Origin of the sequence: Paracoccus mutanolyticus (assembly GCF_003285265.1) — a bacterium.
In the GTDB taxonomy this organism is placed as follows: Bacteria; Pseudomonadota; Alphaproteobacteria; order Rhodobacterales; family Rhodobacteraceae; genus Paracoccus; species Paracoccus yeei.
Window position 1 is genome coordinate 1,965,783 of sequence record NZ_CP030239.1, and the last position, 15,940, is coordinate 1,981,722.

Sequence of the window (15,940 nt, forward strand, 5' to 3'; positions counted from 1 at the left end):
CGCGCAAACTGCCCCGGAACGTGGCAGCGCCGCCCGTTTCCTGCCCTGATCCCCTTGCCGTCATGCGGCACCAACAAGAGGGAAACAGGGATGAACACGTTCACCAGTGCCTGCGCCGGTCTTGCCATTCTGGCCGGTTGCGCGGGCGCCGCCTGGGCACAGGACGACACGATCAAGATCGGCGTGCTGCATTCGCTGTCGGGCACGATGGCGATTTCGGAAACCACGCTGAAGGACACCGTGCTGATGATGGTCGACCAGCAGAACGCCAAGGGCGGCGTCCTGGGCAAGAAGATCGAGGCGGTCGTGGTGGACCCGGCCTCGGACTGGCCGCTGTTCGCGGAAAAGGCGCGCGAGCTGATCTCGGTGACCGGCGTGGACGCGATCTTTGGCTGCTGGACCAGCGTCAGCCGCAAGTCGGTCCTGCCGGTCATCGAGGAATTGAACGGGCTGCTGTTCTATCCCGTGCAATACGAGGGCGAGGAGTCGTCCAAGAACGTGATCTATACCGGCGCCGCCCCGAACCAGCAGGCGATCCCGGCGGTCGATTACATGATGGAGGAACTGGGCGTCGAGAAATGGGCGCTGCTGGGCACCGACTACGTCTATCCGCGCACCACGAACAACATCCTGGACGCCTATCTGAAGGGCAAGGGCGTTGCGGCGGGGGACATTTTCGTCAATTACACCCCCTTCGGCCATTCCGACTGGTCCAAGATCGTCGCCGACGTGGTGGCGCTTGGCGCGGATGGCAAGAAGGTCGGCGTGGTCTCGACCATCAACGGCGACGCGAACATCGGCTTCTACAAGGAACTGGCGGCGGCGGGTGTCTCGGCCGACGACATCCCGGTCATGGCGTTTTCCGTGGGCGAGGAGGAACTGGCGGGTCTGGATACCGCGAACCTGGTCGGGCACCTGGCGGCCTGGAACTATTTCGAATCCGCTGACACCCCCGAAAACAAGGCCTTCATCGATGGCTGGCACACGTTCACCGGCGACGACAAGCGCGTGACCAACGACCCGATGGAGGCCACCATGATCGGCTTCAACGCCTGGGTCGCGGCGGTGGAAAAGGCCGGCAGCACCGACACCGACAAGGTGCTCGATGCCATCGTCGGCGTCGAGGTGCCGAACCTGACCGGCGGCACGGCCAAGGTCCTGCCGAACCACCACCTGACCAAGCCCGTGCTGATCGGCGAGATCCGCGAGGATGGCCAGTTCGACATCGTCAGCCAGACCCCCGAGGTGCCGGGCGACGCCTGGACCGACTTCCTGCCCGAAAGCGCCAAGCTCGACAGCGACTGGCCGGGCAAGCAATGCGGCATGTGGAACACCGAAACCAACGCCTGCGTGCAGGTCAAGTCGAACTACTGACCGCTGACGGGGCGGCGCCCGCCGCCCCCCTTTCCGGGTCGCGAGGATTTCATGCGCTTCATTTTCATTGCCCTGGCGCTCATGGCGCTGGCCTTGCCGGCTGCGGCCCAGGCCCCCGACCTGGGGGCGGTGATCGCCCAGCATCGCGGCCAGATCGAAAAGCCCTCGCGCCAAAGCATCGGCCCGGTGGTCCAGGCCATCGCCGCGACCGGCCGGCAGGGCACGGTGCTATGCGCCTGTGTCATCGACGTCTGGTCGCGCAAAATCCGTCGGGCGTCTCGACGTCGATGGCGACCGGCTGACCGATGCCGCGACCGGGGCCGACCTGCCCTCGGCCGAAGTGACGCTGCTGCGGCCGAACTCGGGCGTGCGGGGGGTGATCTCGGACGCGCTGGCGGGGGCGGCGCTGTCGGACCCCGATCCGGCGCGCCGGGCCCAGGCGCTGGATGCGCTGTCGCGCCGCGCCGACGCCAGCCAGCTTGCCCTGCTGCGCGCGGCGCTCGACGATCCCGACCCTGGCCTGGCCGCCCGCAAGGCGCGGCTGGAACGGTTGCTGACGATCCAGCACGACCCCGACCCGGCGGCGCGGATCGCCGCCATCGAAGGCTTTGGCGGCGACACGGGGCTTGATTTCCGCGCCGCCCTGAACCCGATCCTGGCGACCCGCCGCGTGGCGCTGGAAAGCGTCCCGCCGGGCGCCAATGTCGCGGCGGAACTGAGCCCGGGCGACGACATCTCGCGCGATGCCGCCTATGCCATGCTGGTCGAGGCCGGGCTTGCCCCCGCCCGCCTGACCCCCCAGGCCGAACGCGCCATGCTGGCCCAGCACATCCAGGGCGGCATGGTCGGCGGCGTTCCCCTGGCGCAGCTGGGCCATGATGCCGCCCGCGACCGCGCCTGGACCGCGCTGGAGAGCCAGGGCCTCGTCCAGCCCGCCGCCAGCGAGGACGAGGTGACCGCCGCGCTTGACCGCTTTCATTTCCTGGACGTCTATGCCGAGCCTGACCAGACCGTCACCGACGCCGCCCGCGCCGCCCTGCGCGGGACGCAGGCGCGCATCGGCCTGATGCAGGCCGCCGACCTGTCGCTGGACGCGCTGTCGCTCGCCTCGATCTATTTCCTGGCGGCCATCGGCCTGGCCATCACCTTCGGCGTGATGGGCGTCATCAACATGGCACATGGCGAATTCATCATGATGGGCGCCTATACCGGCTATGTGACGCAGCAGTTCATCGCCGACCGAACGTTGTCGCTGGTCGTGGCGCTGCCGCTGGCCTTTATCGTCACCTTCGCCGCCGGCGTCGCGCTCGAGCGGCTGGTGATCCGCCACCTCTACAAGCGCCCGCTGGAAACGCTGCTTGCGACCTTCGGCGTCAGCATCGCCCTGCAACAGCTGGCCAAGAACATCTTCGGCACGCAGGCGCGGCCGCTAACCGCGCCCGCCTGGCTGGACGGGGCCTGGACGTTGAACGACATCGTCGGGGTCAGCTATATCCGCATCGCGATCTTTGTCCTCGCGCTGGTGTTCCTGGGGCTTTACCTGTTCATCATGAACCGCACCCGGCTGGGGCTCGAGGTGCGGGCCGTGACCCAGAATCCCGGCATGGCGGCCAGCATGGGCATCAGCCCCGACCGCATCAACATGCTGACGTTCGGCCTGGGTTCCGGCATCGCCGGCATCGCCGGGGTGGCCATCGGCCTGTTCGCTAAGGTCACGTCCGAACTGGGCAGCGACTACATCGTGCAAAGCTTCATGACGGTCGTCGTGGGCGGGGTCGGCAACATCTGGGGCACGCTCGCCGGCGCCGCGCTGATCGGCTTCCTGCAGAAGGGGATCGAGTGGCTGAACCCCGCCAACACGCTGGCCGCGCAGACCTACATGATCCTGTTCATCATCATCTTCATCCAGTTCCGGCCGCGCGGCATCATCGCCGCCCGGGGCCGCGCCGCCGTGGGGGCCTGACATGCGCAAACCCTTGGTGCTTCGCCATCCCTCGATCCTGGTGTTCCTGGCTGTGCTCGCGGTCTTTACCCTGGCCGTCACCATGCTGTCGGCGGGCTATGGCACGGGCGCCGATTTCCACCAGCATGGTCAAGACGCTGGGCAAGACCCTGTGCCTGGCGCTGGCCGCCGTCGCCATGGATCTGGTCTGGGGCTATGTCGGCATCCTGTCCCTGGGCCAAATGGCGTTCTTTGCGCTTGGCGGCTACATGATCGGCATGTGGCTGATGGTCGCCCGGACCGAGGGCATCGTCACCGGATCGCTGGCGAACCTGCCGATCCCGCCGACCGAGGCCGAGATTTCCCAGGCCGTCGCCACGCAGATCTTTGGCGTCGTGGGCTCGGACCAGTTCCCGGCGATCTGGGCGCTGTCGGGCTCGCTCATCGGCCAGCTGGCGCTGGTCGTGCTGGTGCCGGGGCTCTTGGCGCTGGTCTTTGGCTGGCTGGCCTTCCGTTCGCGGGTGAACGGGGTCTACCTGTCGATCCTGACCCAGGCGATGACGCTGGCCCTGGCGCTTTACCTGTTCCAGAACGATTCCGGCCTGCGCGGCAACAACGGGCTGTCGGGGTTGCAGAACATCCCGGGGCTGGAGGGCGTGGGGCAGGAACGGCTGTCGGTCTGGTTCCTCTGGGCCTCGGCCCTGGCGCTGGGACTGGGCTATCTCATGATCGCCTGGGTGGCGTCCGGCAAGTTCGGCAGCGTCGCCCGCGCCATCCGCGACGACGAGGCGCGGGTCCGCTTCCTGGGCTATTCGGTCGAGGGCTACAAGCTGGTGATCTTCGTGCTGGCGGCCGTCATCACGGGCATCGCCGGGGCGCTTTACTATCCGCAGGCGGGCATCATCAACCCGGCCGAGCTTGCCCCCATCGCCTCGATCTATCTGGCGGTCTGGGTGGCGATCGGCGGCCGGGGCCGGCTTTACGGCGCGGCGATCGGGGCGGTCTTCGTCTCGCTGGTGTCCAGCTGGTTCACCGGGGGCCGCGCGCCCGACCTGAACCTGGGCTTCTATACGGTGAAATGGGTGGACTGGTGGCAGGTGCTGCTGGGCCTGTCCTTCGTGCTGGTCACGCTGTTCGCGCCCAAGGGCATCGCCGGGCTGGTCGACCTGCTGGAAGGGCTGCGTCCCCCGAAACGCGGCGGCGCCCCCCTTGGCCCCGACATGGGCGCATTGCAGGAACGCGAGGCCACGGAATGAGCGCGCTTTTGGAAGTCATCGGAATCTCGGTCAGTTTCGACGGGTTCCGGGCGATCAACAACCTCAGCTTCGCCATCGCCGAACGCGAGCTGCGCGCCATCATCGGCCCCAATGGTGCCGGCAAGACCACCTTCATGGATATCGTGACCGGCAAGACCCGGCCCGACGAAGGCCAGGTCCTGTGGGGCGAAACGTCGCGCAGCCTGCTGAAGATGAACGAGGCGCAAATCGCCCGAGCCGGCGTCGGCCGCAAGTTCCAGCGCCCCACGGTCTTCGAGGACCAGACCGTGGCCGAGAACCTGACCATGGCGCTGAAGGCGGCGCGGGGCCCGTTCAGCGTGCTGTGGTGGAAACCATCGGCCGACAGCGTGGCGCGGGTGGCGGAGCTGGCCGCCGAGGTGGGGCTGGCCGACCAGCTTTCCCGCAAGTCCGGAGAGCTGTCCCACGGGCAAAAACAATGGCTTGAGATCGGGATGCTGCTGGCGCAGAAACCGCGCCTGCTGCTGGTCGACGAGCCGGCCGCCGGCATGACCCTGGCCGAGCGGGAACAGACCACGACCCTGCTGCGCCGGCTGGCGCAGCGGCACGCGGTGGTGGTGGTCGAACATGACATGGATTTCGTGCGGCGGCTGGAGTGCAAGGTCACCGTGCTGCATGAAGGCTCGGTCCTGGCCGAGGGCAGCCTGGACCACGTCACCGCCAATCCACAGGTTGTCGAAGTCTATCTGGGAAGGGGCTGACATGCTGGAAGCGACCGGAATCACGCTGCATTACGGCGGCAGCCAGATCCTTTACGGCGTCGACCTGATTGCCCGGCCGGGCGAGGTCACCTGCGTCATGGGCAACAACGGCGTCGGAAAGACCAGCCTTCTCAAGGTCCTGTCCGGCAGCCACCCGCGGTCGGGCGGCAGCCTGCGGCTGAATGGCGAGGAGCTGGGCCGCGTCAACGCCCAAGCCATGGCGGCGCGCGGCCTGGCCTATGTGCCGCAGGGGCGGATGATCTTTCCGCTGCTGACCGTGCGCGAGAACCTCGAGACCGGCTTTGGCCTGCTGCCGCGCGGCGAACGCCAGGTGCCCGAGGAGATTTTCCAGCACTTTCCGGTGCTTGCCGAGATGAGCCACCGGCGCGGTGGCGATCTGTCGGGCGGCCAGCAGCAGCAGCTGGCCATCGCCCGGGCCCTGGTCACGCGGCCGCGCGTCCTGCTGCTGGACGAGCCGACCGAGGGCATCCAGCCCAGTATCATCCAGCAGATCGGCCGCGTCATCAAGGGCTTGCGCGACAGGGGCGACATGGCGATCGTGCTGGTCGAGCAGTTCTTCGACTTCGCCTATGACCTGGGCGACCGCTTCCTGATGCTGGAGCGGGGCCGGGCGGTTATCTCGGGCAGCCGCGCGGAGGTGGCGCGCGACACGCTCAAGGCGCGGCTGGCGGGACTGGGCGCGGCGGCCTGAGGGCGCGCAACAAGCGTGCGCCGGGGGCGCAACGCCCCCGGCCCAAGCCATTCAAATGCAACGAAAACCGCCTGTGACATGCGTACACCGCGCGTACACAGGGCGTACACCGTGCGTCGGACGCGTCAGGGGCTAGACAGCTTCATCATCGCGATCCCCGCAACGATCAGCGCCGCCGCCAGAACCCGTCCGGGGCTCAGCCCCTCGCCCAGCAGCAGGACGCCCAGCACGAAGGCGCCGACCGCGCCGATGCCGGTCCAGACCGTATAGGCCGTCCCCAGCGGCAGCGAGCGCATCGCCAGCGCCAGCAGGCCGAAGCTGGCCACCATGCCGACCAAGGTGACGATGCTGGGCACCAGCAGGGTGAAGCCCGCCGATTTCTTCATGGCGAAGGCCCAGACGATTTCCAGGATGCCTGCGGTGAAAAGATAGAACCAGGCCACGACACAATCCTTGTCCTGCCGGGCCGTCCCGCGCGTTTGACCGTGATGGTGGGGCCGTCCCCGCCGCCACTATGAAACAGGCCGGGGCCAAGGACAAGCGCCGCCGCCACGCGCGCGCCACGCCCTCCGGCGAGACGATCCCAGGGCTTCTTTCGTGCGCAAATATCCTTGAGGGCTTCCGAGTGCCCGGAAAAAGGTGTGGCGCGCCTTTTTCAGCGAGGAAGGGGCCGACAGGTCTGATCGGGGGGCAAGGCGCCCCGGCCCGGCGCGGGCCGACAGGCCAGAGCCCTCAGGCCAGCGTCCCCAGACTTGGACCTTCAGGCCAGATAGTCGCGGAAATCCGCGAAGACCTGTTCATAGACGGCGCGCTTGAAGGGCACGATGGCGCCGATCAGGTCGCCCGCGCGCATCCATTGCCAGCGCAGGAACTCGGGTTCCTCGGTCTTGATGTCGACCTGCGAATCCTCGCCCAGGAAGCGCATGGCGAACCATTTCTGCTGCTGGCCGCCGTAGCGGCCCTTCCAGATCTTGCCCAGAAGCTCGGGCGGCAGTTCATAGGTCACCCAGCGGGGCGATTCGGCCAGGATCTCGACCAGGTCGGGGTCGGTGATGCCGGTTTCCTCGCCTAGTTCGCGCAGCGCGGCGTCGCGCGGGGTCTCGCCCCGGTCGATGCCGCCCTGGGGCATCTGCCAGGCGCCGCCCGGCTCGCCGCCGCCCTGGTCGATGCGCTGCCCGGCAAAGACCAGGCCCTGGTCGTTGATCAGCAGGACGCCCGCGCAGGGCCGATAGGGCAGGCCCGAGGGGCCCACCATCAGGTTGTCGTGGATCGGGTCGGTCATTGCCGCGACGCGCCCCCGCTGTCCTGGTCCTGCGTCCCGCCGGGGGCGTCGCCATCGGCCGCGCCCTCGCCGGTCACGGCGGGCTTGACGCTTTCCGGCACGGCATCGGCGCGGAAATCGACCGCGGACAGGCCCTTGAGGATATCGACCGCATAGGCGAGCTGGTAGTCCTCTTCGCGCAGCTTGGCGGTGGCCTCGACCTGGCGGGCCTCTTCCTCGATCTGCTTCTTCTCCTCGTCCGACACGGCGTCGTTGTTCAGCGCGCCGCGCAGGTCGGCTTCCGAGTTCGAGAATTTCGAGGCGCTGCGCGGGGTGTCGGCGTCCTCCTCGTCCTTGGGCTTGGGCGCGGGCTGTTCGACGATGATGTCGGGCTGGATGCCCAGCGCCTGGATCGACCGGCCCGAGGGCGTGTAATAGCGCGCCGTGGTCAGGCGGATGGCGCTGTCGGGTGTCACCTGCATCACCGTCTGGACCGAGCCCTTGCCGAAGGATTTCGTCCCCACGACGATGGCGCGGCGGTGGTCCTGGAGCGCGCCGGTCACGATTTCGGACGCGCTGGCCGAGCCCCCGTTGATCAGCACGACCATCGGCTTGCCTTGCGCAAGATCGCCCAGCTTGGCGTTCCAGCGTTCCGATTCCTCGGGCTTGCGGCCGCGGGTCGACACGATCTCGCCCTTGTCGAGGAAGGCGTCGGACACTTCGATGGCCTGGTTCAGAAGGCCGCCGGGGTTGTTGCGCAGGTCGAGCACGAAGCCCGTCACCTTGTCGATGCCGCCGGCCTGCTGGATCGCCTTTTCCATCTCGGTCCGCAGGGTCGACATGGTTTCGTCGTTGAAGGTGGTGACACGCAGGACGACCGCATGGCCTTCGATGCGGGTCTTGACCACGGTCAGCTTGATGATGTCGCGGGTGATGGTCAGGTCGAAGGGCTCTTTCTCGCCCTCGCGCAGGATGGTGATCTTGATTTCGGACCCGACCGGGCCGCGCATCTTCTCGACCGCCTCGTCGAGGTTCAGCCCCATCAGCGATTCGCCGTTGACATGGGTGATGTAGTCGCCGGCCTTGACGCCGGCTTCGGCCGCCGGGGTGTCGTCGATGGGCGAGATGACCTTCACCAGGCCGTCCTCCTGCCCGACCTCGATGCCGAGGCCGCCGAAGCTGCCGCGGGTCTGGGTCTGCATGTCCTCGTAGTCGCGGGCCGACAGGAACGAGCTGTGCGGGTCGAGCGAGGTCAGCATGCCGTTGATGGCGGATTCGATCAGCTTCTTGTCGTCGACCTGTTCGACGTAATCCGAGCGCACGCGTTCGAACACGTTGCCGAACAGGTCGAGCTGTTCATAGACCGAGGCGTTCTTGCCGGTTTCCTGCGCGATCAGCGGGCCGGCCAGCTGCGTGGCCGCGACCGCGCCTGCAAGGGTGCCGATCGCGCCGGCCAGAAGATAATGTTTCATTCGGTTGCGTCCTGCGCGGTTGCGTCGCCTGTCTGGGCCACAATGGGATTCATCACGAACCATTCCGCCGGGTCCAGTGTTTCCTTGCCCTTGCGGAGTTCAACATACAGTGTTTCGGTCTGTCCAGCGCCGGTGCCGGTGGCGGCGTCGGCGACGAACTGGGCGCCGAACTCCTGCGCGGGGGGCTCGGTGCCGCCCATCAGGCCGACCGGCTCGCCCGCCACCAGCACGTCGCCGGTTTCGCCGAAGACCTGCGCCAGCCCGGCGAATATCATCAGATAGCCGCGCGCGGGTTCAACGATCATCACATTGCCGTAATCCAGCAGCGGGCCGCGATAGCGGATGGTGGCGGCCCAGGGCGTGGTGACCAGCGCCGCGGGGCCGGTCGCGATGACCAGGCCGGGCCGGGCGACGCCGGCCGCGTCGGGTTCGTTGTAGCGCCGCAGCACGGTTCCGATCACCGGCAGGGCCAAGCTGCCCTGGGCCCCGTCGAAATCGGCCATGGGGGCGCCGACGTCGTTTTCCATGCGGCGATTCCCGAGCGAAGGCGTCGAGCGTGTCGGCCGACTGCACCAGCTGGCGCAGCTCCTCGGGGTCCTCGCCATAGCGGGCGGGCATGTCCGAGCGGTCGGTGGTGGCCGAGGCCAGCAGGCGGCGCGCCTCCTGCACCTGGCCACGGCCCTGGGCCAGGGTGTTCGCGGCGTTCAGCTGGATGGTGCGGACGGTGCGGATTTCCTGCAGCTTGTCCTGCATGGCCTGCGCCTCGGCCTGCAGCCCCGGCGCGACCGAGGACAGGATCATCCCCGCCCGGGCCGAGGATTCGGGCCCCGAGGGGTGCAGGAGCAGCATGGTTTCGGGCGAGCGCTGCATCGAGGTCATCACCCCCAGCACACGGCCCAGGCTGTCGCGGCGGGCGTCGAACTCGGCGCGGATCTCCTGTTCGCGGACGCCGGCGCGGCGCAGCCCCTCGCGCAGGGCGGCAAGGCCCTGTTCATAGGCGCGGATCATCTGCGTCAGCGAGGCGACCTGATCCTCCTTGGTCAGGGCCTGGTCGAGCTGGCCGGTGGCCTGGCGCAGCATCTCGGCGGCGCGGGCGGCCTCGTCGGCGGCCTGGCCCAGCGGCTCGGCCGGCTCGGCCGGCTGGGCGGGGACGGCGGGGGCGGCCAGGCCCAGGGATGCGGCCAGCAGCAGGGCAAGGGCGGGACGGCTCATCGGACGATCAGCGACCGGCCGGTCATCTCGGGCGGGAGCGGCAGGCCCATCAGGTCGAGGACCGTCGGCGCGACGTCGGCCAGGCGGCCGTTGCGCAGGCTGGCGCCCTGGGGGCCGCCATAGACGATGACCGGCACCGGGTTCACGGTATGGGCGGTGTGCGGGCCGCCGGTTTCCGGGTCGATCATGGTTTCGCAGTTGCCGTGGTCGGCGATGACCACGGCCGCGCCGCCCGCGCGCTCCAGCGCGTCCAGCATCTGGCCGAGGCCGCGGTCCACCGCCTCGCAGGCGCGGACGGCGGCGGGCAGGCTGCCGGTATGGCCGACCATGTCGGGATTGGCGTAGTTCACCACGATCAGGTCGTAGCCCGCCTCGATCGCGCCGACCAGGCTGGCGCTGACCTCGGGCGCGGCCATCTCGGGCGCCAGGTCATAGGTCGCGACCTTGGGGCTTTGCGGCATGAAGCGGTCCTCGCCGGGTTCGGGCGTCTCCTTGCCGCCGTTCAGGAAGAAGGTGACATGGGGGTATTTCTCGGTCTCGGCCAGGCGGAACTGCCTGAGGCCGCGCTGCGCGACCCAGGCGCCGAGCGTGTTTTCGACCTGCCGCTTGGGATAGGCGGCCTGCATGTATGCGTCGTGTTTCGCCGAATAATCCACCATGCCCAGCAGCGCCGCCCATTGCGGCCGGGTGCCGGTGTCGAAGGCGTCGAAGCCCGGCTGGCCGATGGCGGCCAGGATCTCGCGCGCGCGGTCGGCGCGGAAGTTCAGGCAGAAGAAGCCGTCGCCGTCGCGCGCGCCTGCGTAATCGCCGATCACGGTGGGCTGGATGAATTCGTCGGTTTCCTCGCGCGCATAGGAGGCGGTCACGGCCTCGACCGGATCGGCGGCCGAGAGCCCCTCGGCCCGGACCATGGCGGCGTAGGCGCGGGCCACGCGCTCCCAGCGGTTGTCGCGGTCCATCGCGTAGTAGCGCCCGATCACGGTGCCGATGCGCGCGCCTTCGGGCAGGGCGGCCCGCAGTTCCTTGACGAAGGCCAGGGCGGAACTCGGCGGCACGTCGCGCCCGTCGGTGACGGCATGGACGACGACCGGCACGCCCTTGTCGGCGATGGCGCGGGCGGCGGCGATGACGTGCTGGATATGCCCGTGCACGCCCCCGTCCGACACCACGCCCATCAGATGCGCCGTGCCGTGGCTGGCGCGCAGCTTGCGCACGAATTCCCGGATCGCGGCGTTTTCGTAGAAGCTGCCATCCTCGATGGCGAGGTCGATCTGGCCCAGGTCCATCGCCACCACCCGGCCGGCGCCGATGTTGGTGTGGCCGACCTCGGAATTGCCCATCTGGCCGCGCGGCAGGCCCACGTCCGGCCCGAAGGTCACCAGCGTCCCATGCGGGCAATCGCGCATCAGCCGGTCGAAGTTCGGCGTCCGGGCCTGGTCCGGCGCGCTCTGGTCGGGGCGGTTGGAAATGCCCCAGCCATCGAGGATGCACAGGACGACGGGTTTCGGATGGGTCATGGGTGCCTCGTTCGCGGGTCGGCGCTTTCTACGCCCGTGCGGCGCGCGGGGCAAGTTCGGCGCACAGCCTGGGGGCGGTTCGATGCCGGATCAGGCCAGCGCCGGATCAGGCCTGCGGCGTGATCGTGACCGGGATGCCCCGGGCCAGGGTCAGGGCGATGCTGCGTGCGCTGTCGCCGGGAAGACGGCTGCTGTCGCAAGCTATCAGCGTTCTAGGACGATGGTCCGACCGGACGCACGCCATGCCAGCAATCGGCGGTGATCCCTTCGGCGTTGGCCGGTGCTTTTCGACCACCTGCTGGGTGACGCTGGCCCAGCGCGGCATCCGACCCTCTGCCGGTTCTCGAGGGTGCGCCGCCAATGACCCCGAGGAGTAAGGCCAGATGACGCCGATTACCAACCGCTATGACTTCGTCTTTCTCTTCGACATCAAGAACGGCTCAAGAACGGCAATCCGAACGCGATCCCGACAACGGCAACATGCCGCGCATCGACAATGACACGCAAAAGGGTCTGGTCACCGATGTCGCGATCAAGCGCAAGATCCGCAACTATGTCGAACTGAAGCACGACGGCGCGCCGCCCTACCGCATCTACATGCGCGAAACCCGCAGGATCGGCGAGATCGAAAGTCTCCAGAAGCCGCAGAACCTGGACATATTCGCGTCGGCCATGGCGGTTCGCGCCTCCATCAGCCGGCGCAACGTGGCGAACTCCTCTATCCCAGATCCCGAAACGGTCGGACTGGTGCGGCAGTTCTGCGAAGATTGGCGCACCCTGCGAGTTTCTCTGCAGAGCGGTGCCTGCCAGCGGCAGTCCGGCCTCGCGCGCGATCTGCTCCAGCAGCCTCGTGTCGCTGATGTTCTCGGCGAAGATGACCGCGGCCTTGCGGTCCCGGACCGAGGTCCAGGCCGGATCAGGCCCGCGGCGTGATCGTGACCGGGATGCCTCGGGCCAGGGTCAGGGCGACCATCGAGCTGCCCCGCGCCTCGTCGATCAGGGCAAGGCCGAGGCTGCCGTCCGCCAGCCGGCAATCGACCGTGAGTTCCGCCGAGGTCGCGACGACCGGATCGCCGTCCAGCTGCAGCGCGACGCGGACCGACAGCGCGGCGATGGCGACGCCCCGGCGTTGCGCCAGATAGCGCAGGTCGTTGCACAGGCAGGCCCCCAGCGCGAGCGCCAGCAGCTGGGCGCCGTTGAAGCCCAAGCCCGCGCCCCCCGCCGCGCCCTCGGGGCGGTCGGCCACGACGACATGCCCGCCCGACCGGCCCACGGCCGCCTGCGTTCCGGGCAGATCGGTGAACTCGGCAAGGACCGTCGGCATCGCAAACATCCCGGGCTGGGGCTTGCGTCGATGCTAGCAGGAATGGCGGCTTCTGTCAGCCGGTCAGGCCGGGGCGGCACCCGCGGCCTCGGCCGCGATCTCGGCCCGCGATTTCCTGCCGCGTTCGGTCGCGGATTTCAACTGGCCGCAGGCGGCCATGATGTCCTCGCCCCGCGGCGTGCGGATGGGGCTGGCATAGCCGGCCTTGTGGATGATGTCGGCGAATGCCTCGATCCGCTCCCAGCTTGAGCGCTTGTAGGCCACGCCCGGCCATTCGTTGAACGGGATCAGGTTGATCTTGGCCGGGATGCCGCGGATCAGCCTGACCAAGCGGCGGGCGTCCTCGTCGCTGTCGTTCACGCCGTCCAGCATGACGTATTCGAAGGTGATGCGTTCGCTGTTCGACAGGCGCGGATAGTCGCGCAGCGCGTTCAGCAGCGTCTCGATGTTCCACTTGCGGTTCACCGGCACCAGCATGTTGCGCGTCTCGTCGGTGGTGGCGTGGAAGCTGACGGCCAGCAGGCAGCCGATCTCCTCGGCCGTGCGGGCGATTTCGGGCACGATTCCGCTGGTCGACAGCGTGATGCGGCGGCGCGACAGGCTGAGGCCTTCGCCGTCTATCACCACCTTCATGGCGTCGCGGACGTTCTCGAAATTGTAAAGCGGCTCGCCCATGCCCATCAGCACGACGTTGGAGACCAGCCGGGTTTCGTCCTTGGGCGCGCCGGGCTGCGGCCATTCGTCCAGGTCGTCGCGGGCGACCATGACCTGACCCACGATTTCCCCCGCCGTCAGGTTGCGGACCAGCTTCTGCGTGCCGGTGTGGCAGAAGGAACAGGTCAGCGTGCAGCCGACCTGGCTGGAAATGCACAGCGTGCCGCGGTTTTCCTCGGGGATGTAGACGGTCTCGACCTCGTGTCCGCCGCTGATGCGCAGCAGATACTTGCGGGTGCCGTCGGCGCTGATCTGGCGGGTCACGATCTCGGGCAGGGCGATCTCGAACCGCTGGGCCAGGAAGGCGCGGTAGTCCTTGGCCAGGTTCGTCATCTGCGCGAAGTCGCGCACACCCCAGTGATAGACCCATTGCCAGATCTGGCCCACGCGCATCTTGGCCTGCTTTTCCGGCGTGCCGGCGTCGATCAGCGCCTGGCGCAGCTGGTCGCGGGTCAGGCCGACGATGTTGGTCAGCGCCGTGTCGGGCAGCTTGCGCGGAATGGTCAGAAGGTCTTGGGTGATCGGGGCGTTCATGGCTGGGCGAGGTCCGGGCGGATGGGGGGCGAAGGCGTCTATATAAGGTAAAACGCCCCAAAAGAAAACAGGGGCCGAGGCCCCTGTCCGCACCGCCCCGGTCCGGCGCCTTACTTGCAGGCGGCCTGGGCCTTGTTCGTCATGGCGGTGATGCCGGCCAGGCTGAACGTGTCCTTGGTCACGGTGCCGCGCGCCGAACGCCCGGTCACGATGGCCGAGGAGCCGCCGCGCAGCGCCGAGATCAGCTTGCCATCCTCGGACGGCGATCCGGTCCAGGCGCTTTCGCCTTCGGTGAACAGCTTGAAGACATTGCCGCCCACATTGACCTCGACCGTGGAATCGGGCGCGAAGGGATAGCCGCCTGCGAAGGAGACCTCGCCCGACTGGCCGGGGCGATAGGCGACGTAAAGCCGGATGTCGCCGCGCGTCACTTCGCGCGGATTGCCGTTCGCGTCGGTGTTCTGCGTCGATTTCGGCGCCGAGACGGCCCAGCATTCCTTGGGGCTGGCGGCCGAGAACGCGGTCCAGTCCCCTTCGGACCCGATGGCGTTCGTCGATTCCTGCGCCATCAGGGGGGTGGAAAGCGCGATTGCGAATGCGGTGGCTGCGGCCGCCACACGCGGCGCGGATGTGAACATGCTCTGGCCTCCTGCCATGGTCCGGTTTGTCCGGGCTGTTGCTGATCGTGGTGGCGCATGGCAAGCCCCCGCCACGTTGAAAAACCCGGCGGGAAAATCCATTCAGAAAACGCGCGATTCAGTCAGAGGAAGACGACCCATGACGGCGGCCAGACTTGTGGAATTGTGGCGCGGCGGCCTGTGCGAAAGCGCGCATCTGGGCCATGCGGTGATCGCCGACGCGGGCGGCATCGTCGAGGCCTGGGGCAATCCGGCGGCCGTGATCTATCCGCGCTCGTCCTGCAAGATGATCCAGGCGCTGCCGCTGGTGGAAAGCGGTGCGGCCGATGCGGCGGGGCTGTCCACCGAGCATCTGGCCCTGGCCTGCGCCGCCACCAGGGCGGGGCGGCGCATGTCGGGCGGGTGCGGGCCTGGCTGGCGGGGCTCGGGCTCGAGGACGAGGACCTGCGCTGCGGCGCGCATCTGCCGGCCGACCCGGCCGAGCGCAAGCGCCTGGTCTGTTCGGACGAAAGCCCCTGCCAGGCGCACAACAACTGTTCGGGCAAGCATGCGGGCTTTCTGACGCTGGTGCGGCATGTGAAGGCCGGGCCGGAATATGTCGCGATCGACCATCCCGTGCAGCGCGCCGTGCGCCGCGCCTTCGAGGAGGTGACGGGCGAGACCGCCGCGGGCTGGGGCATCGACGGCTGCTCGGCCCCGAACTTTGCCTGCACGCTGGAAGGTCTGGCGCGCGCGATGGCCGCGTTCGCCCGGCCCGGCCCCGGCCGGCGGGGCGAGGCGCAGGCCCGGCTGGTCCAGGCGATGATCGCCCATCCCGACCTGGTCGCGGGCGAGGGGCGGGCCTGCACGACCTTGATGCGCGCCCTGCGCGGGCGCGCCGCCGTCAAGACCGGGGCCGAGGGCGTCTTCGTCGGCATCGTGCCCGAGCGCGGCCTGGGGATCGCGCTGAAGATCTCGGACGGGGCCACGCGCGGGTCCGAGGCCGCGATCACCGCGCTTCTGCTGCACCTGGGGCTGCTCGACGCCGGGGATCCGGTGGTCGATGCGCTGCTGACCGGGCCGCAGCGGAATGGCGCGGGCTGGTCACGGGCGGGCTGCGCCTGGCGGCGGGCTTTCCGGCCTGATCAGCGACGGCCGCGTCGAAAATCCGCCCATTCGGCGATGCGCGTCGCCGCGCGCTTGGAGTTGCTTGAATGTCTGGATGATTCTTCCGGCATGGCGGAATCCCATGGCGACCCTGTCCT

The 15,940-nt window shown here is 68.5% G+C and carries 12 protein-coding genes and 4 pseudogenes; 7 read left to right on the forward strand and 9 right to left on the reverse strand.

Annotated elements, in window-relative coordinates; all coding sequences use genetic code 11:
• The first annotated feature begins 90 nt into the window (after positions 1–90).
• Positions 91–1,374 carry an urea ABC transporter substrate-binding protein gene (gene urtA / locus DPM13_RS10655; RefSeq protein ID WP_112887993.1) on the forward strand — a complete coding sequence of 428 codons (1,284 nt, stop codon included), beginning with the start codon at positions 91–93 and terminating at the stop codon, positions 1,372–1,374.
• Here the strand turns inward: urtA and DPM13_RS23090 are convergent.
• On the reverse strand, positions 1,368–1,619 hold the full coding sequence (locus DPM13_RS23090) for a hypothetical protein (protein ID WP_223252653.1): 252 nt from the start codon (positions 1,617–1,619) through the stop codon (positions 1,368–1,370). The genes urtA and DPM13_RS23090 overlap by 7 nt on opposite strands.
• Between DPM13_RS23090 and urtB the strand changes: the two are divergent.
• The 4 genes and pseudogenes from urtB (at position 1,504) to urtE (ending at position 6,024) form a co-directional block, all read left to right on the forward strand.
• Positions 1,504–3,337: pseudogene (gene urtB, locus DPM13_RS10660) on the forward strand (urea ABC transporter permease subunit UrtB). The gene DPM13_RS23090 and the pseudogene urtB overlap by 116 nt on opposite strands.
• Before the next feature lies 1 nt (position 3,338).
• Positions 3,339–4,572, forward strand: a pseudogene (gene urtC, locus DPM13_RS10665) (urea ABC transporter permease subunit UrtC).
• Complete coding sequence (gene urtD / locus DPM13_RS10670; RefSeq protein ID WP_112887994.1) at positions 4,569–5,312, forward strand: urea ABC transporter ATP-binding protein UrtD; 744 nt, start codon at positions 4,569–4,571, stop codon at positions 5,310–5,312. The pseudogene urtC and the gene urtD overlap by 4 nt, the downstream one beginning before the upstream one ends.
• 1 nt (position 5,313) lies before the next feature.
• Complete coding sequence (urtE, locus tag DPM13_RS10675; protein WP_112887995.1) at positions 5,314–6,024, forward strand: urea ABC transporter ATP-binding subunit UrtE; 711 nt, start codon at positions 5,314–5,316, stop codon at positions 6,022–6,024.
• Positions 6,025–6,149: 125 nt separating this feature from the next.
• Here urtE and DPM13_RS10680 read toward each other — a convergent pair whose 3' ends face one another.
• The 5 genes and pseudogenes from DPM13_RS10680 to gpmI form a co-directional block, all read right to left on the reverse strand.
• Complete coding sequence (locus tag DPM13_RS10680; RefSeq protein WP_028721145.1) at positions 6,150–6,467, reverse strand: DMT family transporter; 318 nt, start codon at positions 6,465–6,467, stop codon at positions 6,150–6,152.
• 317 nt (positions 6,468–6,784) lie between these two features.
• Complete coding sequence (locus DPM13_RS10685; protein WP_223251950.1) at positions 6,785–7,306, reverse strand: RNA pyrophosphohydrolase; 522 nt, start codon at positions 7,304–7,306, stop codon at positions 6,785–6,787.
• A complete protein-coding gene (locus DPM13_RS10690; RefSeq protein ID WP_112887996.1) occupies positions 7,303–8,757 on the reverse strand; it encodes a S41 family peptidase in 1,455 nt (484 codons plus the stop codon). Before DPM13_RS10690 ends, DPM13_RS10685 begins: the two co-directional genes overlap by 4 nt.
• Positions 8,754–9,969: pseudogene (locus DPM13_RS10695) on the reverse strand (murein hydrolase activator EnvC family protein). The gene DPM13_RS10690 and the pseudogene DPM13_RS10695 overlap by 4 nt, the downstream one beginning before the upstream one ends.
• Positions 9,966–11,486 carry a 2,3-bisphosphoglycerate-independent phosphoglycerate mutase gene (gene gpmI, locus DPM13_RS10700; RefSeq protein ID WP_112887997.1) on the reverse strand — a complete coding sequence of 507 codons (1,521 nt, stop codon included), beginning with the start codon at positions 11,484–11,486 and terminating at the stop codon, positions 9,966–9,968. The pseudogene DPM13_RS10695 and the gene gpmI overlap by 4 nt, the downstream one beginning before the upstream one ends.
• 480 nt (positions 11,487–11,966) lie before the next feature.
• Here gpmI and DPM13_RS26965 point away from each other — a divergent pair, with 480 nt between their 5' ends.
• A complete protein-coding gene (locus DPM13_RS26965) occupies positions 11,967–12,419 on the forward strand; it encodes a type I CRISPR-associated protein Cas7 (RefSeq protein WP_397244223.1) in 453 nt (150 codons plus the stop codon).
• Here DPM13_RS26965 and DPM13_RS10710 read toward each other — a convergent pair.
• From DPM13_RS10710 to DPM13_RS10720, 3 genes are all read right to left on the reverse strand, one after another.
• Positions 12,403–12,810, reverse strand: a complete 408-nt coding sequence (locus DPM13_RS10710; RefSeq protein ID WP_112888756.1) for an OsmC family protein — start codon at positions 12,808–12,810, stop codon at positions 12,403–12,405. The genes DPM13_RS26965 and DPM13_RS10710 overlap by 17 nt on opposite strands.
• A 63-nt stretch (positions 12,811–12,873) precedes the next feature.
• Positions 12,874–14,058, reverse strand: a complete 1,185-nt coding sequence (gene rlmN, locus DPM13_RS10715; RefSeq protein ID WP_112887998.1) for a 23S rRNA (adenine(2503)-C(2))-methyltransferase RlmN — start codon at positions 14,056–14,058, stop codon at positions 12,874–12,876.
• A gap of 110 nt (positions 14,059–14,168) precedes the next feature.
• Positions 14,169–14,696, reverse strand: a complete 528-nt coding sequence (locus tag DPM13_RS10720; protein ID WP_028721140.1) for an invasion associated locus B family protein — start codon at positions 14,694–14,696, stop codon at positions 14,169–14,171.
• 139 nt (positions 14,697–14,835) lie between these two features.
• Here DPM13_RS10720 and DPM13_RS10725 point away from each other — a divergent pair.
• Positions 14,836–15,820: pseudogene (locus DPM13_RS10725) on the forward strand (asparaginase).
• The last annotated feature ends 120 nt before the right edge of the window (positions 15,821–15,940 follow it).